This window comes from Pseudoxanthomonas sp. JC1303, assembly GCF_058448525.1.
The window spans coordinates 902,079-924,184 of sequence record NZ_CP185958.1; the positions used below are offsets into that span (position 1 = coordinate 902,079).

Sequence of the window (22,106 nt, forward strand, 5' to 3'; positions counted from 1 at the left end):
TTGGTGGGATTGGCGCCAGGATGCCCCCGCCCCGGAGGAATGACCTTGATCTGGATCAAGGTGGCCGGCCGCCGTTTTCCGGCACACTTTCGCCATCGCCCGGTGCCGGGCACGACGCGACCTGCCGTGAGTCATTCTGCCGCCCCGCCCGATCCTGCCAAGCATGCTGGCCAGCGACTGCAGGCCCTGGCCAAGCCGGTGCGCGGTCGCCTGCGCCTGGCGGGCGCGGCCACCGTGATCTCGGGAATCGCGTTGGCGGCGCAGGCGGCCCTGATCGGGCTCGCCGCGCAGCGCGTGCTGGTCGACCAGCGCCCTCTGCAGACGGTGCTGCCGCTGCTGGCCGGACTGCTCGGCGTTGCCGGTGCACGGGCCTTGCTGGGCTGGTTCGCCCGGCACCAGGCCGACGAAGCCGTCGAGACCCTGCGCCACACCTTGCGCATGGACGTGGTCCGCCGCATGCAGGCGCAGGGGCCGTTGTGGCTGCGCCACCAACGCGCCGGTGCACTGGCCGAGCTGCCCGGCACGCATGTCGATGCCCTGGATGGCTACGTCGGCGGGTTTCTCCTGGCACGCACCGAGATCACCTGGGTGCCGCTGGCGTTGGTCGCCGCCACCTTCTGGGCCGATCGCATCGTGGGCACGCTGTTGTTGGTCACCCTGCCGCTGATTCCGGTGTTCATGGCGCTGGTGGGCTGGGGCGCACAGGCCGCCAGTGATCGCCAGCTCGGGGCGCTGGCACGGATGGGCGCGCGCTTCGGCGACCGCCTGCGCGGGCTTGGCCTGATCCGCCTGTACGGCCGCGCCGCGCAGGAACTGGAAGGCGTGCGCGAGGCCGCCGACGGCGTGCGCGAAGGCAGCCTCAAGGTGCTGCGCATCGCCTTCCTGTCCTCGGCCGTGCTGGAGTTCTTCGCCTCGATGGGCGTGGCGATGGTCGCGCTGTACCTGGGGCTGAGCTACCTGGGCATGCTCGACCTGCGCGGCACGCCGCTGAGCCTGGCCACCGGGCTGTTCTGTCTGCTGCTGGCGCCGGAGGTGTACGCGCCCTTGCGACGCCTGGCCGCGCACTACCACGACCGCGCGGGCGCCCTGGCCGCCGTCGCCCAGATCGACGCGGCGCTGGAATCCGACGCCTCGCCCCGCATCGCGCAACAGGACGGCGCCGCGCTGCCGGCGCGCGTCCAGGTCCGGGCCTCGGGCCTGAGCCTTCAGTACGCCGGGGCCAGCGCAGCGGTGCTGCGGGACCTGTCCTTCGACCTGCAGTGCGGACAGCGCCTGGCCCTGGCCGGCCCCAGCGGTTGCGGCAAGAGCACCCTGCTGGAAGCCCTGGCCGGCTGGATGCAGCCGAGCGAGGGCCAGCTGTTGCGCGCGCCGGACCTGCGCATCGGCTACGCGCCCCAACGCCCCCATCTGTTCTGCGGCACCATCGAGGAGAACCTGCGCCTGGGCGCGGCGCAGGCGACGCCAGAAGAGGTGCAGCGTGCCGCACGCGCGGCCCAGGTGCTCGCCTTCACCGAGGCCCTGCCCGAAGGCCTGCAGACCCGCATCGGCGAAGGTGGCTTTGGCCTGTCCGGCGGACAGGCCCGGCGCGTGGCGCTGGCCCGGCTGCTGCTGCAGGATCCGCAGGTCCTGCTGCTGGACGAACCCACCGCCTTCCTCGACCCGCACACCGAGGCGGCGCTGCTGGACGCCCTGCTGGCCTTCGCGCGCGGCCGCACGCTGGTGATCGCCACCCACAGCGAGGCGGTGATGCGCCGCGTCGGCCAGGTGCTGTGGCTGCCGCAGGGTCGGCTCGAATCGGCAAGGGAGGCGGCATGAACGCGATCCTCGCCCCGCACCGCCGCGGCATCGCCCTGACCCTTGCGCTGCTCACCCTGACCCTGCTGGCCGGCACCGCGCTGCTGGGACTGGCCGGACATTTCCTCACCGCTGCCTCGCTGGCGGGGGTGGGCGCATTGGGCTTCAACCTGTTCGGCCCGTCGGCCGGCATCCGCGGGCTGACCTTCGTACGCATCCTCTCGCGCTATTTCGAAAAGCTGGTCGGCCACGATGTCACTCTGCGCATCGGCCGCGACCTGCGGGTGGATTTCTTCCGCAAGGCCCTGCCGCTGGCGCCACTGGGCCTGGGAAGGCTGCGCACCGGCGAGTTGCTGTCCCAGCTGGTGGCCGACATCGAGCGCGTCGAAGGCGGGCTGGTGCGCGCGATCGGCCCGCTGCTGGCCCTGGGCGTGCTGATCCTCATCGCCTGCGGCGTGGCCCTGTTCGCCCTGCCGGCGGCCGGCCTGGTCCTGCTGGCCGCATGCCTGGCCCTGGCCGGCCTGCTGCCGTGGCTGACCACCCGCGGCGCGCATGCCCAGGAGCACGCGCGCGCCCAGGCCCGGGCCACCCTGCGTGCCGACGTGCTCGACGGCGTCCAGGGCGCCGGCGACCTGGCCGCCCTGCACGCCCAGGCCGAATGGGGCGCCCGTATCGAGGCTTCAAGCCTTCAGCTGGCCGAGCGCGAACGCGAACGCAAGCGCATCCTGGCCTACGGCACCCTGGCCCACGGGCTGGGCAACGCGCTCACCCTGGCCGCGATGCTGGGGGTGCTGCTGGCCGCCGCGGCCGCCGGACAGCTGGGCGCGCCGGCCGCCGCCGGCCTGTTCTTCATGACCGTGGCCACCCTGGAAGCCTGCGCGGGTGCCGCGCTGGCCTGGCGCGAACTGCAGGCCGCCCGCAGCGCGCGGTCCCGGTTGCGCACCAGCGTTGGCGATCGGCCGCAGGTGCACGAACCGGCCGTGCCCGCGCCGATGCCGTCAGCCGGGGCGCTGTCGCTGGAGGGTGTCGGCCTGCGCTGGCCGGGGCAGCCTCGCCACGTCCTGCAGGACCTGGATCTGGACATCCCCGCCGGATGTCGTGTCGCCATCGGCGGCGACAGTGGCGCGGGCAAGAGCTCGCTGGTCGCTCTGCTACTGCGCCTGTGCGATCCGGACGGCGGCGTCATCCACTATGCCGGCACGGATGTGCGCCAACTGGCGCAGGCCGACTGGCACCGCCAGATCGCCTGGCTGCCGCAGGATGCCCCGGTCTTCGCCGGCAGCGTGCGCGAGAACCTGCGCCTGGGCGCGCCGGAAGCCGATGACACACGTCTGTGGGAGGTGCTGGCCCAGGTACGGCTGGACACGCTGGTGCGTGGGCTGCCCCGACAGTTGGACGCCTGGCTGGGCGAGCATGGACGCACCCTGTCCGCCGGCCAGGCCCGGCGCATCGCCCTGGCCCGCGCCCTGCTGCGCCAAGCCGCGGTCCTGCTGCTGGACGAACCCACCGAAGGCCTGGACGTGGATACCGCGCACCTGCTGCTGGCCGATATCGCCCGCACCACGGCCGGGCGCACGGTGATCGTCATCACCCACGACGCCCTGCCGGTGGGCTGGGCCGATGCGCGTTACCAGCTGGAAGGCGGCCGCCTGCGCCCGGTGGCCTAGGGCGCCCTAGCCGCTGGCCTCGGCCAGGGCGTCCAGGCGCTTGCGATCGAGCAACTGCACGGTGTGCGGCTCCGGCGTGGCAATCAGGCCCTCGCCGCGCAGGCGGGTGAAGCAGCGGCTCACCGTCTCGATCGTCAGGCCCAGGTAGTCGGCGATGTCCGTGCGGGTCATGGGCAGCTGCAGGACCGCATCGTCCAGCCCCTGCCGGCGGCGGCGACCGGCCATGTCCAGCAGGAAGCCGGCCAGGCGCTCGGGCGGGGTCATGCGCGCCAGCGACATCAACTTGTCGCGGGTGGCGTCCAGCTCGACGCAGGCGCGTTCCATCAGCTCGTGCTCCAGGCCTGGATGCGCCTCGCACAGCGCGCGCATGTCCTCGCGCGAGACCGCGCACAGGGTGGAGCCGACGATGGCCTCGATGGTGTGCCGGTAGCGCGGCGCCCCGCTGAAGCCGATGTAGTCCCCGGGCATCAGGAAGCCGGCCACCAGGCGGCGGCCATCGGCCAGGGTGCGGGTCCGGCGCAGGGCCCCGGCCGTCACGGTGAACACGTACTTGCGTGCCTCGCCTTCCCGGGCCAGGAGCTGCCCGGGCTCCAGTTCCACGTCGCCGGACATCTGCTCCAGCGCCTGGGCGCGGTCGGCCGGCAGCGCGGTACAGACGGCCAGGTGGCGCACGACGCAGGCGCCACAGCCATGTTCGGCGGCGTGGCGCTCGGCCACATCGCTGCGTGTGGTGCCGGCCTCGCTGGCGTGTCGATGGATGCGCAGGGTCATGGACGCGGCGGCTCCCCGTTGCGGCGAAGGCGCCATGATAACGCCGCTTTGACACCCGGACCTGCGTGAAAAGCCCCCCGTGCGCCCGCGGATCGGTTAACATGCGCGGGCTTCGCTTTAGCGGCAGTCGTGTTTCCCCAGAAGGGACCTGCGGCGCGGACCGGCTCCAACGCCCCGTGCCAGCCCATCCTCCGACGCCTTCTCGCTTCGCAAAGACGGTCTTGCCACTACCGGCAGCGCCGCTATCCAAGGTTACTCGCAGCGCGGTTCGGGAACGCTTCGGGCAACACACGCTCTATCCAACGGCTTTCGCGGCCCGTGGCGCCTGGTGCGTCGCGGGCGTGGCGTTTTCCGCGGGACCGGGCGTTCATCCGGAGCTTTCCAATGTCGTTTGAAACCCTGGGGCTTGCCCCGTTCCTGCTGCGTGCGCTGGCCGAGCAGGGCTATGAAAATCCCACCCCGATCCAGGAGCAGGCCATCCCGCCCGCACTGGAAGGTCGCGATCTGCTGGCCGGCGCGCAGACCGGTACCGGCAAGACCGCCGCCTTCGGCCTGCCGCTGCTGCAGCACCTGGGCACCACCCCGCAGGAAGTGGGTCGCGGCGCGCGCCGGCCGCGCGCACTGATCCTCACCCCGACCCGCGAATTGGCCACCCAGGTCCACGAGAGCCTGCGCGATTACAGTAAGTACCTGCGCATTCCCTCGACCACCATCTACGGCGGCGTGGGCATGGGCCCGCAGCTGGATGCGCTGCGTCGTGGCGTGGACCTGGTGATCGCCTGCCCGGGCCGGCTGCTGGACCATCTGGACCGTCGCAGCGTTGACCTGTCGGGCATCGAGGTCCTGATCCTGGACGAGGCCGATCGCATGCTCGACATGGGCTTTCTGCCCTCGATCAAGCGCATTCTGGCCAAGCTGCCCCAGCAGAACCGTCAAACCCTGCTGTTCTCGGCCACCTTCGCCGAGCCGATCAAGGCGCTGGCGCGCGAGTTCATGGACGACCCCCTGGAAATCCAGGTCACCCCGAAGAACACCGTGGCCGAGACCATCACCCATCGCGTGCACCCGGTCGACGCCAGCCGCAAGCGCGAGCTGCTGCTGCACCTGCTGGCCGAAGACTCCCGCGTGCAGACGCTGGTGTTCGCCAAGACCAAGCACGGCAGCGACAAGCTGGCCACCTTCCTGGAGAAGTCCGGCATCCAGGCCGCGGCCATCCATGGCAACAAGAGCCAGGCCCAGCGCCTGCGCGCGCTGCGTGACTTCAAGGCCGGCAAGGTGAGCGTGCTGGTGGCCACCGACATCGCCGCGCGTGGCATCGACATCAACGAGCTGCCGAAGGTCATCAACTTCGACCTGCCGATGGTGGCCGAGGACTACGTGCACCGCATCGGCCGCACCGGCCGCAACGGCTCCACCGGTGAGGCGGTGTCGCTGGTCGCGCAGGAGGACGCCAAGCTGCTGCGCCAGATCGTGCGTCTGCTCGATCGCGACCTGGAGATCAAGGATGTGCCCGGCTTCGTGCCGCAGACGCCGATCCGCTGGGGCAACAGCGCGCCCGGCAAGGCCGAGCAGCCCGGCGGCAACCGGCCGCCGCGTCGCCACGGTCGCCGTCCGCACGGCGACGCCCCGCGTCATGCCCATGCCGGTCCGAAGAAGCATGGCGGCGGCGCGCCGAACAACGGCGGGCGTCGCGATGGCGGACGCCGCCAGGGCAGCCCGCGCCCGGCGCAGTAAGCCAAGACGGCGGACGTGCCGGATCGCCGGCGCGTCCGCCCCCTCTTCCCCTTGCCGGTGCCTTGGCGCCGGTTCGAGAATGTCGCCATGGACATCTTCAAGGTCTTCACCCTGGAAGCCGCGCACCGGCTGCCCAACGTGCCCGAGGGCCACAAGTGCGCACGCCTGCACGGCCACTCCTTTCGCATCGAACTGCATCTGAGCGGCCCGCTGGACCCGCACACCGGCATGGTCATGGACTTCGCCGACGTCAAGGCGGCCTTCAAGCCGCTCTACGACCGGCTGGACCACCACTACCTCAACGACATCCAGGGCCTGGAGAACCCGACCAGCGAGCGGATCGCCGAATGGATCTGGGACCACCTCAAGCCGGCCCTGCCGTTGCTGAGCCAGGTCGTGGTGCACGAAACCTGCACCGCCGGCAGCCGCTATCGCGGGCCCGCAGCGGGCTGACCGACGAAATTTCGTCAGATTCTTGACGTGATTTCGTCCTGCTGAAACGAAATTGAACCGTTCGTCGGTCATGCGCGCTAAGCGTGTTGCAATGCACCAGAACGCTCGATATGCTGCGTCGCAACATCGAGCCACCGGCCACTTCTTCGCCAGCGACACGATCCCGATTCAGCGCAGGCGTTTCACGCCACGCACCCCAATTTGTGTGGGTCCCTCCCCCCGCACAAATCCCGGCCCGACAGGTCCCTCCCCCTGTCGGGCTTTTTTTATGCCCGCGCGGCTGTCCCCGGGCGCGCCGACGCCACCACGAGCGACCGCCTGCGCGTGTCCCGGGCGCCACCGCGCCACCGCGTTGATGCGCAACGCCAATGACAGTCCGAATCCAGAGGCGCGGCGTAGAATCGTGCCATGTCATTTGCCAGCCAGACCCTTTCGGGCACCAAGCCCGAGCAATACGCCCAGCTGCTGGAGCAGGCGCGCGGCCTGATGTACGGCGAAGCCGATCGCATCGCCAACGCGGCCAACCTCTCGGCCCTGCTCTTCAACGCGCTGCCCGACCTCAATTGGGCGGGCTTCTATTTCTTTGATGGCACCGAGCTGGTGGTCGGCCCGTTCCAGGGCTTGCCGGCCTGCGTGCGCATCGCCCTGGACAAGGGCGTGTGTGGCGCGGCCGCCAGCACCGGCCAGACCCAGCGCGTGCACGACGTGGAAGCCTTCCCCGGCCATATCGCCTGCGACGCGGCTTCGCGCTCGGAGCTCGTGGTGCCCCTGGTCAAGAAGGGCGCTCTGATTGGCGTGCTGGACATCGACAGCCCGCTGGTGGGCCGCTTCGACGAGGACGACCAACGCGGCATCGAAGCCATCGCCGCCGCCTGGGTCGAGGCCCTGGCATGAGCATCACGCAGCTGCGCAATATCGGGCCCAAGTCCGCCGCGTGGCTGCGCCAGGTCGGCCTGCGCAGTGAGGAGGACCTGCGCGCGGCCGGTGCGGTGGACGCCTTCATGCGGATCAAGCGCGCCGGCTTCCGTCCCAGCCTCAACCTGCTCTACTCCCTGGAAGGCGCACTGCGCGGCTGCCAGTGGCAGGACGTGCCCGAGGCCCGGCGCCAGGAGATGGTGGCGCAGGTCGAGGAAGCCGCCGCGGCCCTGCCGCCCCCGCGCGGCCGCCCCGCCGCCGCGCCGGTCACCACCACCCAGGGCAGCGAAGAGGGCGATAGCGCGCCCACGTTCGACTTCCTCGACAGCCCCGGCGGACACGACGACTGAGGTCGGCCGGCCCGGGATCGCGTACAATCCGCGCCGCTTTCAGGTGACCTGCTGCGCGCACCGCGCCGCGGGTTGAAACGGGAAGCCGGTGAGCCCCATGGAGGGGACGATTCCGGCGCTGCCCCCGCAACGGTAAGCGAGCCATGCCAACGCATCGGCCACTGTGTGCCCTCGGGCGCACGGGAAGGCGCGACGGCGGAAGTCCAGCACTTCCAGCTCGCAAGCCCGGAGACCGGCCTGACAGCACGGGTCCCTTTGGGCCCACCACCGGTTGCGATGCGGAGGGCGTCGCGGGTACCGCGCGACCTTCCCAGGCGCGTGCCGTCCGCCTGTCTTCCTTCGCGTGCAGCTCCTCCCCTGCTTTCCATGCGCGCGGGGCGCGCGACGGAGTACACGACACCATGCAGTACCGCTTGCTTTCCCTGGCCATCGCGCTGGGGCTTTCCGCCAATGCCGGCGCCCAGACCGCCGAGACGGCCACCGACCTTGATCAGGTCACCGTGACCGGCACCCGCACCGAGGTCGCCGTGCAGGACAGCCTGGTTCCGATCCAGGTCATCTCCCGCGCCGAGATCGAGCGCAGCCAGGCGACCTCTCTGCCGGAGCTGCTGGCCGGCCGCGCCGGCATCAACATCGCCAACCAGGGCGGACCGGGCAAGCTGACCAGTGTGTTCCTGCGCGGCACCGAATCGGACCACGTGCTGGTCCTGGTCGATGGCGTACGCATCGGCTCGGTCACCGCCGGGCTGGCCGCATTCCAGGACCTGCCGGTGGCGCAGATCGACCACATCGAGATCGTGCGCGGCCCGCGCTCGAGCCTGTACGGCTCCGAGGCCATCGGCGGCGTCATCCAGATCTTCACCCGTGACGGTGGCCAGGGCCTGACCACCTATGCCCAGGCCGGCTTCGGCACCCACGACCTGCGCAACCACAGCGCCGGCTTCAGCTACCGCGGCGATCGCGGCTGGCTGTCGGCCAACGCCGGCTACCAGGAAACCGACGGCATCAACGCCTGCCTCGGCACCGCCGGCAATGCCGAGGCCCCGTTCGGCGCTGGCTGCTATGCCGACGAGCCAGACCGCGACGGTTACAAGAACACCTCCTTCGGCTTGCGCGCCGGGTACCGCCTCACCGACACGCTGGCCCTGGAAGGCAACTTCCTCAACGCCGACAGCACCAACGAATTCGACGGCAGCCTTTTTGGCGGCAACCTCGCCGACAACCTGCAGCGCGTGGCCGGCGGCAAGCTGACCTGGACGCCGTCGGAGGCGTTCAAGCTGACGGTGCAGGCCGGGCGCAACGACGACCAGGCCGACAATCACTACGTCGATGCCGGCACCGGGACGCGCACTTATGTCAGCACCTTCGACACGCGTCGCGACACCGCCTCGGCGCAGGCCGACTACCAGTTCGCCGAAGGCCAGACGATCACCCTCGGCGGCGACTGGCAGAACGACCAGGTCACCAGCACCACCGACTACGAGGTGGCCGACCGCGACAACACCGGCGTGTTCGCCGAGTACCAGGGCACCTTCGGCGCCCAGTCGCTGCAGGCCTCGGTGCGCAACGACGACAACGAGCAGTTCGGCTCGCACACCACCGGCAGCCTGGGCTATGGCTTCGGCTTCGGCGACGGGTTCAAGTTCACCGCCAGCGCCGGCACCGGCTTCAAGGCGCCCAACTTCAACGACCTGTACTACCCGGGCTTCAGCAACCCGGATCTCAAGCCGGAGAAGAGCAAGTCGCTCAACCTGGGGCTGGCGCAGTACGGCCAGGGCTGGAACTGGACCTTCAACGCCTACGAGACCCGCATCGAGGACCTGATCGGCTACGACACGGCTTTCAACGTGGTCAACGTGGACAAGGCGAAGATCCGCGGCGCCGAGCTGACCGGCTTCATCACCCTGGCCGGCCTGGACATCAACGCCCAGCTCAGCCACGCCGACGCGCGCGACGACGGCGATGGCGCCAATCACGACAACTGGCTGGCGCGTCGCGCACGCGACACGGCGCGGCTGGATCTGGACTATGCGATCGGCGACTTCCGCGTGGGACTGACCGGCAACGCCGCCGGCCAGCGCTACGACAACGCCGCCAACACCGACCGCCTGGGCGGCTATGCCACGCTGGACGTGCGCGTGGCCTATGCGCTGACCCCGGAGTGGACGCTGCAGGCCAAGGCCAGCAACGTGTTCGACCGCGACTACGAGACCGTGGCCTGGTACAACCAGCCCGGTCGCGAGTACATGGTCAGCGTGCGCTGGCAGGCCAGGCAGTAAGCCAGACGCGTTTGGCCACACAGCAAAAAGCCGGCAGGGATGCCGGCTTTTTGTTTGCGCAGGAAGACCGGGCCGTCAGGCCAGCTGCAGCAGCTGCGGGAACGTGTCCAGCACCGCCACGGCGCCGGCCGCGTCCAGGTCGTACTGCTTGCGATAGCCGTAGCGCACCATCACCAGCGGCATGCCGGCGTTGTGCGCCGAGACCGCGTCGCTTTCCGAATCACCCACCATCAGGCAGCTCTTCAGCGCCGCGCCGAACTGCTCGACCAGGTGCCACAGCGGCTCGGGCGCGGGCTTGCGCTGGGGCAGCGTGTCACCGGCGACGATGCCGTCGAAATACTGCAGCACGCCGCGCGCCTCCAGCAGCGGACGCACGAACTGTCCGGGCTTGTTGGTGCAGACCGCCAGCTTGACGCCCTGCGCATGCAGCGCGGCCAGGGTCTCGGCCACGCCTGGATAGAGCTGCCCGTCCAGCGCGGTGTCGCCGTAGTGCTTGAGGAAGCCGGGCATCACCTCGTCGATGTCGACCTCGCTGCCGGCCGCGCGCATCGCGTAGGTGATCAGCTGGCGCGAGCCTTCGCCGATCCAGTTGGTGATCTGGTCCAGGTCGAAGTTACGCAGCTTCCAGTCGGTGAGCGTGCGGTTGACGGCCTCGGCGATGTCCGGCGCGCTGTCCACCAGCGTGCCATCCAGATCGAAGATCACCAGCGGGTGTGGAAAGGACAAGGCATGGACTCCGGCAGCGACATGGGAGCGGCATTCTACGCCCGGCCCCTGTCGCGGCCGGATCATGCCGCCTCGCGCCGATGCGCCCAGCGATACAGCAGCGGCAGCACCAGCAGGGTGAGCAGCGTGGAGGACACGATCCCGCCGATCACCACCGTGGCCAGCGGCCGCTGCACTTCCGAACCGGCGCCGGTATTGAAGGCCATCGGCACGAAGCCGAGCGAGGCCACCAGCGCGGTCATCAGCACCGGCCGCAGTCGGCCCAACGCCCCCTCGCGCACGGCATCGGCCACGGCCGTGCCTTGCGCGCGTAGATCACGCACGAAGCTCACCAACACCAGCCCGTTGAGCACGGCCACGCCGGACAGCGCGATGAACCCGATCCCGGCCGAGATCGACAGCGGCAGGCCGCGTATCGCCAAGGCCAGCACGCCGCCGGTCAGTGCTAGCGGCACTCCGGAGAACACCACTGCCGCATCACGCGCCGAGCCGAACGCCCAGAACAGCAGCGCGAAGATCAGCACCAGGGTGGCGGGCACCACGATCGCCAGGCGCCGGCTCGCAGACACCAGCTGCTCGAAGCTGCCGCCGTAGGCGATCCAGTACCCGGTAGGCAGCGTCACCTGGGCGTCGATCGCCGCACGCAGGCGCTGGACGAAACTGCCCAGGTCGCCCTCGCGCACGTTGGCGGTGACCACGATGCGGCGCTTGCCGTCCTGGCGGTTGATCTGGCTGGGTCCCTCGCTGGCCTGGATGCGGGCGACCTCGCGCAGCGGCACGGTGCGTGGCGCAGGGCCAGAAGCGCGCGCCTCGTTCCAGCCGCCGACGTTGCCGGTCTCGTCGGCGTCATCGCCTTCCAGTGCCGGGGCCAGCGAGACCGGCAGGTCGGCCAGCGCCGCCGGGTCGGACCGCAGGGCTTCGGGCAGGCGCACCACGATATCGAAGCGGCGATCGCCCTCGAACAGCTGCCCGGCCACCTCGCCACCGACGGCGGTCGCGACGGTCGCCTGCACATCGCCGGCATTGAGGCCGTAGCCGGCCAGGGCGACGCGATCGGGCAGCACCGACAGCAGCGGCAGGCCATCGGTCTGCTCCAGGCGCACATCGGCCGCGGCGGGCACGCCCCGCGCCACCGCCTCGATGCGCGCGCCGACCTGGCGCAAGGTGTCCAGGTCATCGCCGTACAGGGCGATGGCCACGTCGGCGCGCACGCCGGAGATCAGCTCGTTCATGCGCATCTGGATCGGCTGGGTGAACTCGTAGTTGTTGCCGGGCAGTTGGCGCACGGCCGCTTCGATCTCTTCGACCAGCGCGGCCTTGGGCTTGCGTGGATCGGGCCAGTCCGCGCGGTCCTTGAGCATGATGAAGGTGTCGGCCACCGAGGGCGGCATCGGGTCGGAAGCGACCTCGGGCGTGCCGATCTTGGAGAACACGTGCGCCACTTCGGCAAAGCGCTGCACGCGGGCCTCCACCTTCAGCTGCATGTCCACCGACTGGGTCAGCGAGGTGCCGGGGATGCGCATGGCGTGCATGGCGATGTCGCCTTCGTCCAGCTGCGGCACGAACTCGCTGCCCAGCCGCGTGGCGAGCAGGCCACTGAGGACCACCAGGGCCGCCGCCCCGATCACCACCGCGCGCGCATGCCGCAGGCTGGCATCGAGCAGGGGCATGTAGCGCCGTCGCAGCCAGCCCATGACCAGATTTTCCCGGGTGTGCACGCGACGCCCCAGGCACAGGGCGATCATCGCCGGCACGAAGGTCAGCGACAGCAGCATCGCCCCGCTCAGCGCCAGCACCACGGTGATCGCCATGGGGTGGAACATCTTTCCCTCCACCCCGGTCAGCGCGAAGATCGGCAGATAGACTGCGGTGATGACGCCCAGGCCGAACAGGCTGGGCCGGATCACCTCGGCGCTGGCCCTGGCGGTTTCCTCGAAGCGCTCGTCATCGGTGAGCACCCGCCCCAACGCCTGCTGACGCTCCGCAAAGCGATGCAGGCAGTGCTCGATGATGATCACCGCGCCATCGACGATCAGGCCGAAATCCAGCGCGCCCAGGCTCATCAGGTTGGCCGACACGCCGCCGCGGGCCATGCCGGTCAGGGTGAACAGCATCGCCAGCGGAATCACCGCCGCGGTGATCAACGCCGCGCGCAGGTTGCCCAGCAGCACGAACAGCACCACGATCACCAGCAGCGCGCCTTCCACCAGGTTGCGGGCCACGGTGGCGATGGTGCGGTCCACCAGGGCGGTGCGGTCGTAGGTGGGTGTGGCGCTCACTCCCGGCGGCAGGCTGCGCTGGGCGACCTGGAGCTTGTCGGCGGCGGCCTGGGCCACGGCGCGGCTGTTGGCACCCACCAGCATCATCACCGTGCCCAGCACCACCTCATGGCCGTCCTGGGTCGCCGCGCCACTGCGCAGTTCCGGCCCCTCGGCGACCTCGGCCACGTCATGAATCTGGATCGGCACGCCCTGTCGACGCGCCAGCACGATGTCGCCCAGCTGCCGCAGGCCATCGACCTGGCCGGGGATGCGCACCAGGAACTGCTGGCCGTTGCGCTCGATGTAACCGGCGCCGACGTTCTGGTTGTTGATGCGCACGGCCTGGACCACGTCGTCCAGGGTCAGCCCGAGCGCCCGCAGCCGCGCGGGGTCCGGGGTGATGTGGATCTGCCGCGCATAGCCGCCGACGGTGTTGACCTCGGTGACGCCGGGCACGGTGCGCAGCTGCGGGCGGATCACCCAGTCTTGCAGGGTGCGCAGGTCGGTGGCGGTGTAGCGGGTGCCATCGGGCTTGCGCGCATCCGGCGCGGCATCGACCGTGTAGGAGAAGATCTCCCCCAAGCCGGTGGCGATGGGGCCCAGTTGCGGATCCAGCCCGTCCGGCAGCTGCGAGCGGATCTGCTGCAGGCGTTCGGCCACCTGCTGGCGGGCGAAGTACAGGTCGGTGCCATCGTTGAAGGCGACCGTGACCTGCGAGAGCCCGTAGCGCGACAGGGAGCGGGTGGATTCCAGACCCGGCAGACCGGCCATGACCGTCTCCACTGGGAAGGTGATGCGCTGTTCGGCCTCCAGCGGCGAATACCCCGGCGCACCGGTGTTGATCTGGACCTGGACGTTGGTGATGTCGGGCGTGGCATCGATGGACAGCCGGGTGAAGCTGTAGCCGCCCACCGCGATGAGCACGCCGGTCAGTGCCAGCACCAGCCAGCGATGACGGATGCTGGCGCGCAGGATGGACTCAAGCATGGAGGCGTCCTCCGCACGGGGTGGTCAGACGCGCTTCGGGCGAGGGAAACCGCGCGCTGCGAAGGCCCTGCGACAACCTGTTGGGCTCGATGGAAGCGGGCGACGCGTGGGGATCAATGCGCATGACCGGCACCCGCCTTGCCGAGGTCGGCCTTGACCACATAGCTCTGTTCGACCACGACCTGCTCGCCTGCGGTCAGACCGCTCAGCACCGCGACCTTGCGTCCGTCGCGCTGCCCGAGCCGAACCGGGCGCGCGAGGTAGCGCTCGTCGCCTTCGCGCACGAACACGACGTCCCGCCCCTCCATGGTCTGCAACGCGGTCAATGGCACGACCAGCGCGGCGGGCGTGGAAGCCACCACGATGCGCGCGGTGACCGCCGCGCCGGGTCGCCAGCGCCCGTCGGTGTTGCGCAGCGTGGCGCGGGCCACCGTGCTCTGGCTGGCGGTCGCGGTCCCGGGCAGGATGCGCGCCAGCGTGGTGTCGGCGCTGACGCCATCGCTCATGCGGGTCACGGTGACCGGCACCCCGGCGGTGATGTGCTGGGTGTCGCTGCCGAAGATGTGCAGGTCCACCCACAGCGTGGACAGGTCGGCGATCTCGAACAGCGCCGCGCCTTCGCCCACCGCGCTGCCCAGCTGCACATGGCGCGCACTGATCACCCCGGCAATCGGCGCGGTCACCGGGTAGGAAGTCAGGCTGAGATTGCTTTCGACCGTGGCCAGGGTCTGGCCGGCGCGCACGCTGTCGCCGACGCTGACCCGCAGGCTGCGGACCGGACCGGGAAAGCGCGCCGTCGCTTCGGCGATGTGACCATCGACCGGCGTCAGCAGGCCCTGCACTTCGTGTGTATCGGAGATCGTGCCAGGCCCTGCGGGCGCGACCCGGATGCCGGCCTCATGCGCGATGGCCGCAGGAATCACGGCGGCCTCGGCATGTGCCTCCTCGGTCTGCGCGTCATGCGCTGCGTCGTGGTCTTCATCGGCATGTGCGTCGGCTGCGGCCGGTGGGGTCTGGCCGCAGCCGCCCGCCAGCAGCGCGGCCAGCAGCAGAAGCAGCGTCGGGAAACGGAAAGTGGGATTCATGGCGTGCTCTCCTGCGGTGCACGGGCAGCGACGAGCGGCTGCCCGGTCAGCCGCTGCAGTTCGATCAGGGCGGTCTGGGCCTGCACGGCGGCGTCGAGCTGGCGCCGCAGCGCCGTCACGCGCTGGCCTTGCAGCTGCGCCCACTCCAGATAACTGATGGCCCCGGCGCGCCAGGCCTGCTCGGCGGCGCGCTCGGCCTGCTGCAGCCTTGGCAGCACCTCATCGTCCAGGCGCTGCACCTCCAGGCGTGCGGTGAGGTAGCGGCCGTGCGCCTCGGCCAGGGTCGCGTGCAGCTGCAGCAGGACCGCGTCGCGCTGCAGCGCGTTCTGCGCCAGGTCGGCCTGCGCGGCGCGGATTCCAGGCGCGGCGCGGCGTGCACTGCCCAGCGGCAGGCTCAGCCCGGCGACCAGCGCGGTGTCATCAGTGTCCTGCAGCCGGCGCACGCCAAGCTGCCATTGCAGGTCGGCCTGGCCCTCACTCCGGGCCAGGCGCAGCTGAGCCTCCTGCACGCGCGCCTGGCCGGCGACCTCGGCCAGTTCCGGCGTCCGTTCGAGCAACTGCGCCAGCGCGTCGAAGGATTCCAACGCGGGCAGGCGGTCCAGCCTGCCGCTGACGGCGGAGAAGTCTGCCTCGCGCTGGCCCCACAGCACAGCCAGGGCCAGACGGGCGGCGCGATCGGCCTGGCGCGCGCGATCGCGATCCAGCTCGGCCTGGGCCAGCTGCGCCCGCGCGGTGAGCAGGACCGACTCGGGCGAGGCACCGGCCCGCAGCCGGGCGCGCGCGGCCTGCACGGCGCGCTGACGCTGGTCGATGTCCAGCCGGGCGATGGCCTCCTCGCGCTGCGCCGCCACGATCGCCTGGTAGCGCCGGGCCACCTCGGCCAGCAGGTCCAGGCGCGCGGTTTCGCGCCGTGGCGCCAACGCGTCGAGGTTGGCCTGGGCCAGGGCGCGGCGTGCATCCAGCTTGCCGCCGCGCTCCAGCACGCCGGACAGGGAGACGGTCAGTTCGGCCGCGTCGAAGGCGCGCGTCTGGCCGGTACCGAGCGCGTTTTCCAGATCGACGCCGAGCGTCAGGGGCGGCTTCAGCGCCGCGGCCTGCGCGCGCGCCTCCAGCGCGGGGCGCTCACCGGCCAGCAGGCGCAGGGTGGGATGGGTGTCGGACACGCGCATGAGCGCGTCATCCAGGCTCAGGGGAGCCGGCGACCGGTCCTGCGCGAACGCACAGGGCACGATCACGAAGACGGCCAATGCCGCCAGTCGCAACCACATGGGGAATCTCCGAAAGGGCGATGACGAAACGCGCGCGGCGCCCTTCAGGGGCGCAGCGCGCGGCAGCGCATCAGGCCGCGATCGGCGGACGCAGGGTCAGTGCGGGCGCATGTGAGCGGGTAGACAGCACCACGCCCTGAATCCAGCCACCGGACATGGCCACGACCGGCGGGATCGCCACGTGCGACGGGATGGCGGTGGGATGCCCGCAACAGTGCGCGGCATGCATCAGCGCGTGCAGCAGGTCATCGGCATCGTCGTGGTCTTGCACATCATCAGCCAGCGCGTGCGCGTCGGCCTGGTGCAGGTGTTCGGCGGCCCCACGCGTGGCCTCGTGCAGGTCGCCCACCGCGGCCAGGACCGGATTGGCCAGCACCGCCCACAGCAGCAGCGCGAGCGCGGGCAGGCGCAGCCAAAGGGAAACCGGACGGGCGGAACGCGGGAGCATGGCCGGCGATGCTAGTGCGCGGCCACGGCGTTAGACAATCTCAACTGACCGGATGGTCATCGCCCATGGCGAGGGCGTCCTCGTCGAACAACGTGCCCTGCAGCACCACTTCGTCACGCTCGCGGAAGCCGCCCAGGCCCACGCCCACCAGCCGATAGCGCGTGTCGGCCGGCAGCTCCACGCGCTCGCGCAGCGACAGGGCGATGCGAGTGAACTCGGCCAGCGAGGCCGGCGGCGCCTCGGGCGTGAAGCTGCGGGTGAGGATGCGGAACTGTGCGGTCTTGAGCTTGAGCACCACGGTGTGGCCGATGCGGTCGGTCTTGCGCGTCGCGATCCAGGCACGCTCGGCCATGTGCACGATGGCCGGTTCCAGCGCCGACAGCGGCAGATCCTCGGCAAAGGTGTCCTCGGCCGAAATCGACTGCACCGGCTGGTCCGGCTCGACCGGGCGCTCGTCGATGCCGCGTGCGCGCCGGTACAGCGCCTCGCCGAACCGGCCGAAGCGCTGCTGCAGGTCTTCCCGGGTGAAGCCGCGCAGGTCGCCGACGGTGGCGATGCCCATCTCGGCGAGCTTGCGCTCGGCCACCTTGCCCACCCCGGGGATGCGACCGACCGGCAGCGGGGTGAGGAAGGCCTCGACCTGGGCCGGCTTGATCACGAACTGCCCGTTGGGCTTGTTCCAGTCCGAGGCGATCTTGGCCAGGAACTTGTTGGGGGCGATCCCGGCCGAAGCAGTCAGCTGGGTGGCCTCGAAGATCTGCGCGCGGATCGCCTGCGCGGTGGCCGTGGCACTGGGCGAGGCGATCTTGGGCTCAGTCACATCCAGGTAGGCCTCGTCCAGCGACAGCGGCTGCACCAGGTCGGTGTGCTGCAGGAAGATCTCGCGGATCTGCCGTGACACCGCGCGATAGCGCGGGAAATCCGGCGGCACGAAGATCGCGTCGGGACACAGCCGCCGCGCCCGCACGCCCGGCATGGCCGAGCGCACGCCGTACTTGCGCGCCTCGTAGCTGGCCGCGCAGACCACCCCGCGCAGCGCGCTGCCACCGACGACGACCGGCTTGCCGCGCAGGGCGGGGTCGTCGCGTTGTTCGACCGACGCGTAGAAGGCGTCCATGTCGATGTGGAGGATCTTGCGCATGGGATGCGCAGTATCGCGCGGAGGGGTCTCGGGGGGCGAGACGCTTCGTTGACGTGGCTGAGCCTTGCCCGGTTTGCGCGTGGTCGTCTTGGACCAATGGCAAGCGTTTTCGTGGAGCCTCGCAGCCAATCCACTTGCTTTGCTTGCGCAAACAGAGGTCAACAAAGAAGCGCTTCTCAGCAGACGAATGTCTGGACACACGCCCTGAGGCGGCACGCCTGTGCCAAGCGCAGATCCGCTGCGGGCAGAGAGGATTTTGGAAGGGACATCCCTGCCCCTTCCGAAAAACATCGTGCATCCATGGACCATCCTCGGTGTTTGGTTTGTTTGGCTTTGCGAAGCGAGAGCAAGAGCTTTCGTGCGGCTTCGCCGCCCGACCTACTTTCTTTGCTCGTGCAAAGAAAGCTAGGCAAAGAAACACGCCCCGGGCGGCACGCCCGCTTCGCGGGTCCGCTCCGGGCCGAGGGATTTTTGGAAGGGACATCCTTGTCCCTTCCAAAAACACCGTGCATCCCTGCACGGTGCCCTACGGGTCTTGTCCTCGCCCCTCCGCCGTGCCTCACGGGGGATTGAAGGCAACAGCGCAAAGCAGAAGCAAAAGAAAACACAGAGGCGTCGAGCAAGGCGTTCGCTGAGCCTGCCCACCGCGGCGCAAACAGAGCCACGAAAATCTGCTCGACGCACCTGAAGCAGTTGCTGTGCGTTGCCGTTGCCGTTGCCGTTGCTGTGCTGTGCTGTACTGTTGCTTGCAGCTTCTCCTGTCTGAGCCGTAAAGCACGCCGAGCACCGCAGCGAAGCAGGGCCGAAGAGGCGCCCTGTTTGAGCGAAGCGAGTTTGGGCGCCGCGCCCTGCTTCGCGAGGAGCACAGGGGCTCGACGCGCAGCGTCGACGTGCGTCCCGGCGAGTAGCGGTTTTGCTTCCTTTTGCCAAGACAAAAGGAAGTCGCGCCCGCAGGGCGTGAAAGCTCCTGCTCCAACATTTCGAAGGAGACGCCAAGCAACCGAAGAAAGCACCAAAGAAAAAGCCGAACCTGTCCCCAGGCCCGGCCTTCCCAACATCAATCCCTCAACCGCCGATCAATCCTTCGGCGCCTCCAGCTTGAAGTCCTTCGGCGGCGTCTCCCCCGCCAGATAACGCACGAAATAATCCCAGCGCCGGCGCGCGATGTACGCCGACATCGCCCCGTAGCCGTGGTGCACGTTGGGGATCATCAGCATGTCGAAGTCCTTGTTGGCCTTCATCAGCGCATCGGCCACCAGCAAGGTCAAGTACGGCGGCACGTTGTCGTCCATCGTGCCGTGGACCAGCATCAGGTGGCCCTTGAGGTTGCCCGCCAGCGAGGCATTGGCCTGGCTGTCGTAGTTGCCCTTGCCGTCCTTGCTGACGATCAATTCGCCTTGGTAGCGCTCGCCCCAGTCGTCCTCGTAGCCCCGGTTGTCGTGGTTGCCGCTCTCCGACCAGGCCACCTTGAAGAAATCCGGGTAACGCAGGATCGCGGCAGTGGAGGCGTTGCCACCGCCCGAGTGGCCCCAGATGCCGGCGCGCGACAGGTCGATCCACGGGTACTTGGCGCCCAACGCCTTCATGCCGGCCACCTGGTCGGGCAGGGTGTTGTCGGCCATGTCGCCGTACCAGGTGTCGTGGAAGGCCTTGGAGCGCCACGGCGTGCCCATGCCGTCGATGGCCACCACGATGAAGCCCAGCTCGGCCAGCGACTGGTTGTCGCCATGCGTGGCCAGGAAGCTGCGCCCGCGCACCGAGCCGGTCTGCGGACCGGGGTAGATGTAGTTGACGATCGGGTACTTCTTGGACGGATCGAAGTCGGACGGTTTGAACATGATCCCGTACAGATCGGTCTTGCCGTCGCGCGCCTTGACCGTGAACGGCTCCGGCGGGACCCAACCGATGGCCTTCAGGCGCGTGATGTCGGCCTTGGCGACCGGGGCCACGTCCTGGCCGTCGGCCGCGCTGCGCAACACGGTCACCGGCGGCACCGTGGTGGTCGAGTACGCATCGACGAACAGCTTGCCGTCGGGCGAGAGCGAGACGGTGTGGTCGCTGGCTTCCGGGGTGAGCAGGGTCGGCTTGCCGCCGTCCAGGCTGACCTTCCAGAACTGCTGGTAGTACGGATTGATGCCGGCGGTGCGGCCCACGCCACGGAACCACACCGTGCGCGTGGCCGGGTCGACCTTGAGCATCTCGGTGACGTTGCCCTCACCGGTGGTGATGGCGTGCTTGAGCTTGCCGGTGGTCAGGTCGTACAGGTACAACTGCCCCCAGTTGGAGCGCTCGGAGAACCACACCGCTTCGTGGGTCTGCGGCAGGTAGGCCCAGTTGGCGGCGCCGTTGCCGCTTTCGTACTGGGTCTTGACGTGCTCGGAGAACACGGTGCGCACCGCACCGGTGTCCGCGTCGGCGATGCGGAACCAGGCGTCCTTGTGGTAGCGCGAGGTCGACACGAAGGCAACCGTCTTGCTGTCCGGCGCCCACTTCACATCGTCCCACCCCCCATCGGGGCCGCAGCTGATGTCATCGCACAGGGTGGAGCGGTGCTGGTCGGGCTCCATCTTCAACCGGGTGACCTTGCGCGTGGGCACGTCGATGATGACGCGCTCGATCATGGTCACGTCCTTGTCGCCGGGCAGCGGGTATTTCCACGCCTCCAGCTTGGGCGCGCCGACCTGGGTGCTGACCAGGTACATCTCGCTGGTCTTGCGCTGGTCCTGCTGGAAGGTGGCGATCTTCTTCGAATCCGGCGACCACTCCACGATGGCCATGTCGGTGTGCTTCCAGCCGGCGTTGTCGGTGGCGTAGCCGTAGTCGGTGACGCCATCGGTGGTCAGCTGGGTCTCCTTGCCGGTGGCCAGGTCGCGCACCCACAGGTTCCAGTCACGGATGAAGGCCTCGGATTTCTTGTCCGGCGAGAGGGCGCCGGGCTCGGCATCGGCCTTGGCATAGACCTTGGCGCAATGCGCCTGCGCGTCGCAGGCGACCTCGGTGCCGCGCACGGAGAAGCGGTAGCGGCCGCCGGCGGTGGTGCTGATGCCGCGGATGCCCAGCTTGTCGGCCTTGACCGGCTTGTCCTTGGCCTCCAGCAGGGTGGTCAGCGCGGCGGCCAGCGCATCGGCATCGAACAGCGGCGCGGTCTTGCCGGTGGCCGTGTCGGTCTGCAGCAGGCGGTCGCCGCTGGCGTCGTGGTCGGTGTAGACGAAGTGGCTGGCGTCCAGCCAGGTCACGCGGGTCACCGCGTGGTCGACCAGCGGCTGGGCATAGGCCAGCTTGGCGGCCCGGGCGTAGTCGGCCTCGGTGACCGCACCGGCGCTGGCCGCCGCGGCGGTCAGGACCAGGGCGCCGATCAGGCGCGGGGCGATGGAGTTCAGGAGCATGCAGATCCCCAGGTAAGGGTGGGACGGGCGCCGCGGCCGGGGGGCCAACGCGCGTGCGAACACGCGATCGTACCGCCCAGGGCACGCCCCCTCCCCTGCCGAAGGTCCCGGTCGTCCCCAGAGCCGCCGGGAGACACGGGGCCGAGCGGCTAGAATGGCCGTCCCCACGTCGCACCGCATCGCCATGTCCTCCACCCCGACCGCGCCCGCCGCGTCGGCGCCCTTGCGCGTCGCCCCTGCCCGCCATTCCTGGCTGGATAACCTGCAAGGCTTCACCTTCGGTGTGGTGATGCTGGCGTTCGGCACGTCCATGTTCAAAGCCGCCGGGCTGATCAGTGGCCAACTGGCCGGGTTGTCGCTGCTGGGCGCGCACGTGAGCGGGCAGTCGTTCGGGCTGCTGTTCCTGATCGTCAACCTGCCCTTCTATGCCTTCGCCTTGCGCGTGCGCGGCTGGGCGTTCGCCGCGCGCAGCCTGGCGGCCATCGTCGCGGTCGGCCTGCTGGCCGACCACGCCGGCCAGTGGATCGATTACGCACGCCTGAGCCCGGTCCTGGCTGCCGTCGTCGGTGGCTTCTGCGCGGGCATCGGCCTGATCGCCCTGTTCCGCCATGGCACCAGCTGCGGCGGCATGGGCATCCTGGCGATGTACGTCCAGGACCGCACCGGCTTCCGGGCCGGCTGGCTGCAACTGGGCTTCGACCTGACCTTGATGGCGTGCGCCTGCGCGGTGCTGCCCTTGCGCGCGGTCGCGGTCTCGGCGCTGGGCGTGGTGGTGATGAACCTGAGCATCGCCTTCAACCACCGCCGCGACTGGTACACCGCCGGCTGAAGCCGCCGCGGT

Annotated in this window: 16 protein-coding genes and 1 riboswitch; of the genes, 8 read left to right on the forward strand and 8 right to left on the reverse strand. The window is 69.8% G+C overall.

The features are described 5' to 3' along the window. Positions 1 to 126 precede the first annotated feature (126 nt). Positions 127 to 1,815 (forward strand): thiol reductant ABC exporter subunit CydD, encoded by a 1,689-nt coding sequence (gene cydD / locus ACORQU_RS04075; RefSeq protein WP_491643596.1) that lies wholly within the window; start codon positions 127 to 129, stop codon positions 1,813 to 1,815. Then, complete coding sequence (gene cydC / locus ACORQU_RS04080) at positions 1,812 to 3,461, forward strand: thiol reductant ABC exporter subunit CydC (protein WP_491643597.1); 1,650 nt, start codon at positions 1,812 to 1,814, stop codon at positions 3,459 to 3,461. The genes cydD and cydC overlap by 4 nt, the downstream gene beginning before the upstream one ends. A gap of 6 nt (positions 3,462 to 3,467) precedes the next feature. Here cydC and ACORQU_RS04085 read toward each other — a convergent pair whose 3' ends face one another. Then, on the reverse strand, positions 3,468 to 4,232 hold the full coding sequence (locus ACORQU_RS04085; protein WP_491643598.1) for a Crp/Fnr family transcriptional regulator: 765 nt from the start codon (positions 4,230 to 4,232) through the stop codon (positions 3,468 to 3,470). Between the two features lie 384 nt (positions 4,233 to 4,616). Between ACORQU_RS04085 and ACORQU_RS04090 the strand changes: the two genes are divergently transcribed. The 5 genes from ACORQU_RS04090 (at position 4,617) to btuB (ending at position 9,963) form a co-directional block, all read left to right on the forward strand. Next, entirely contained in the window at positions 4,617 to 5,966 is a 1,350-nt protein-coding gene (locus ACORQU_RS04090; protein WP_271644672.1) for a DEAD/DEAH box helicase, read from the forward strand. Positions 5,967 to 6,053: 87 nt separating this feature from the next. Further along, positions 6,054 to 6,419 carry a 6-carboxytetrahydropterin synthase QueD gene (queD, locus tag ACORQU_RS04095; RefSeq protein ID WP_271644671.1) on the forward strand — a complete coding sequence of 122 codons (366 nt, stop codon included), beginning with the start codon at positions 6,054 to 6,056 and terminating at the stop codon, positions 6,417 to 6,419. A 408-nt stretch (positions 6,420 to 6,827) separates the two neighbouring features. Then, complete coding sequence (locus ACORQU_RS04100; protein WP_491643599.1) at positions 6,828 to 7,313, forward strand: GAF domain-containing protein; 486 nt, start codon at positions 6,828 to 6,830, stop codon at positions 7,311 to 7,313. Then, entirely contained in the window at positions 7,310 to 7,684 is a 375-nt protein-coding gene (locus ACORQU_RS04105; RefSeq protein ID WP_333909480.1) for a TfoX/Sxy family protein, read from the forward strand. Before ACORQU_RS04100 ends, ACORQU_RS04105 begins: the two co-directional genes overlap by 4 nt. Positions 7,685 to 7,708: 24 nt before the next feature. Then, positions 7,709 to 7,939, forward strand: a riboswitch (cobalamin riboswitch). A 146-nt stretch (positions 7,940 to 8,085) separates the two neighbouring features. Beyond that, on the forward strand, positions 8,086 to 9,963 hold the full coding sequence (gene btuB / locus ACORQU_RS04110; RefSeq protein ID WP_491643600.1) for a TonB-dependent vitamin B12 receptor: 1,878 nt from the start codon (positions 8,086 to 8,088) through the stop codon (positions 9,961 to 9,963). A gap of 75 nt (positions 9,964 to 10,038) precedes the next feature. Here the strand turns inward: btuB and gph are convergent, their stop codons facing one another. The 7 genes from gph to ACORQU_RS04145 all read right to left on the reverse strand — a co-directional run bounded on the left by gph (position 10,039) and on the right by ACORQU_RS04145 (position 21,265). After that, positions 10,039 to 10,689, reverse strand: a complete 651-nt coding sequence (gph, locus tag ACORQU_RS04115) for a phosphoglycolate phosphatase (RefSeq protein WP_491643601.1) — start codon at positions 10,687 to 10,689, stop codon at positions 10,039 to 10,041. Positions 10,690 to 10,751: 62 nt separating this feature from the next. Next, positions 10,752 to 13,937, reverse strand: a complete 3,186-nt coding sequence (locus tag ACORQU_RS04120) for an efflux RND transporter permease subunit (RefSeq protein ID WP_491643602.1) — start codon at positions 13,935 to 13,937, stop codon at positions 10,752 to 10,754. A 113-nt stretch (positions 13,938 to 14,050) separates the two neighbouring features. Continuing rightward, complete coding sequence (locus tag ACORQU_RS04125) at positions 14,051 to 15,022, reverse strand: efflux RND transporter periplasmic adaptor subunit (protein WP_491643603.1); 972 nt, start codon at positions 15,020 to 15,022, stop codon at positions 14,051 to 14,053. Then, positions 15,019 to 16,290 carry a TolC family protein gene (locus tag ACORQU_RS04130; RefSeq protein WP_491643604.1) on the reverse strand — a complete coding sequence of 424 codons (1,272 nt, stop codon included), beginning with the start codon at positions 16,288 to 16,290 and terminating at the stop codon, positions 15,019 to 15,021. The genes ACORQU_RS04125 and ACORQU_RS04130 overlap by 4 nt, the downstream gene beginning before the upstream one ends. Positions 16,291 to 16,360: 70 nt before the next feature. Further along, positions 16,361 to 16,738 carry a hypothetical protein gene (locus tag ACORQU_RS04135; protein ID WP_491643605.1) on the reverse strand — a complete coding sequence of 126 codons (378 nt, stop codon included), beginning with the start codon at positions 16,736 to 16,738 and terminating at the stop codon, positions 16,361 to 16,363. A 40-nt stretch (positions 16,739 to 16,778) separates the two neighbouring features. Further along, on the reverse strand, positions 16,779 to 17,879 hold the full coding sequence (gene dinB / locus ACORQU_RS04140) for a DNA polymerase IV (RefSeq protein ID WP_491643606.1): 1,101 nt from the start codon (positions 17,877 to 17,879) through the stop codon (positions 16,779 to 16,781). 1,076 nt (positions 17,880 to 18,955) lie between these two features. Continuing rightward, positions 18,956 to 21,265, reverse strand: a complete 2,310-nt coding sequence (locus ACORQU_RS04145; protein WP_491643607.1) for a S9 family peptidase — start codon at positions 21,263 to 21,265, stop codon at positions 18,956 to 18,958. Between the two features lie 154 nt (positions 21,266 to 21,419). Here ACORQU_RS04145 and ACORQU_RS04150 point away from each other — a divergent pair, with 154 nt between their 5' ends. Beyond that, positions 21,420 to 22,094, forward strand: coding sequence for a YitT family protein (locus ACORQU_RS04150; RefSeq protein ID WP_491643608.1), 675 nt, complete (start codon positions 21,420 to 21,422; stop codon positions 22,092 to 22,094). Positions 22,095 to 22,106: the final 12 nt, after the last annotated feature.

Bases quoted from the DNA above. Each gene is read 5' to 3' on its own strand.
- dinB (WP_491643606.1), bottom strand. From the start codon at position 17,879: ATGCGCAAGATCCTCCACATCGACATGGACGCCTTCTACGCGTCGGTC.
- ACORQU_RS04090 (WP_271644672.1), top strand. From the start codon at position 4,617: ATGTCGTTTGAAACCCTGGGGCTTGCCCCGTTCCTGCTGCGTGCGCTG.
- ACORQU_RS04125 (WP_491643603.1), bottom strand. From the start codon at position 15,022: ATGAATCCCACTTTCCGTTTCCCGACGCTGCTTCTGCTGCTGGCCGCG.
- ACORQU_RS04130 (WP_491643604.1), bottom strand. From the start codon at position 16,290: ATGTGGTTGCGACTGGCGGCATTGGCCGTCTTCGTGATCGTGCCCTGT.
- btuB (WP_491643600.1), top strand. From the start codon at position 8,086: ATGCAGTACCGCTTGCTTTCCCTGGCCATCGCGCTGGGGCTTTCCGCC.
- ACORQU_RS04100 (WP_491643599.1), top strand. From the start codon at position 6,828: ATGTCATTTGCCAGCCAGACCCTTTCGGGCACCAAGCCCGAGCAATAC.
- ACORQU_RS04085 (WP_491643598.1), bottom strand. From the start codon at position 4,232: ATGACCCTGCGCATCCATCGACACGCCAGCGAGGCCGGCACCACACGC.
- ACORQU_RS04150 (WP_491643608.1), top strand. From the start codon at position 21,420: ATGGCCGTCCCCACGTCGCACCGCATCGCCATGTCCTCCACCCCGACC.
- ACORQU_RS04135 (WP_491643605.1), bottom strand. From the start codon at position 16,738: ATGCTCCCGCGTTCCGCCCGTCCGGTTTCCCTTTGGCTGCGCCTGCCC.
- queD (WP_271644671.1), top strand. From the start codon at position 6,054: ATGGACATCTTCAAGGTCTTCACCCTGGAAGCCGCGCACCGGCTGCCC.
- cydC (WP_491643597.1), top strand. From the start codon at position 1,812: ATGAACGCGATCCTCGCCCCGCACCGCCGCGGCATCGCCCTGACCCTT.
- ACORQU_RS04120 (WP_491643602.1), bottom strand. From the start codon at position 13,937: ATGCTTGAGTCCATCCTGCGCGCCAGCATCCGTCATCGCTGGCTGGTG.
- ACORQU_RS04145 (WP_491643607.1), bottom strand. From the start codon at position 21,265: ATGCTCCTGAACTCCATCGCCCCGCGCCTGATCGGCGCCCTGGTCCTG.
- ACORQU_RS04105 (WP_333909480.1), top strand. From the start codon at position 7,310: ATGAGCATCACGCAGCTGCGCAATATCGGGCCCAAGTCCGCCGCGTGG.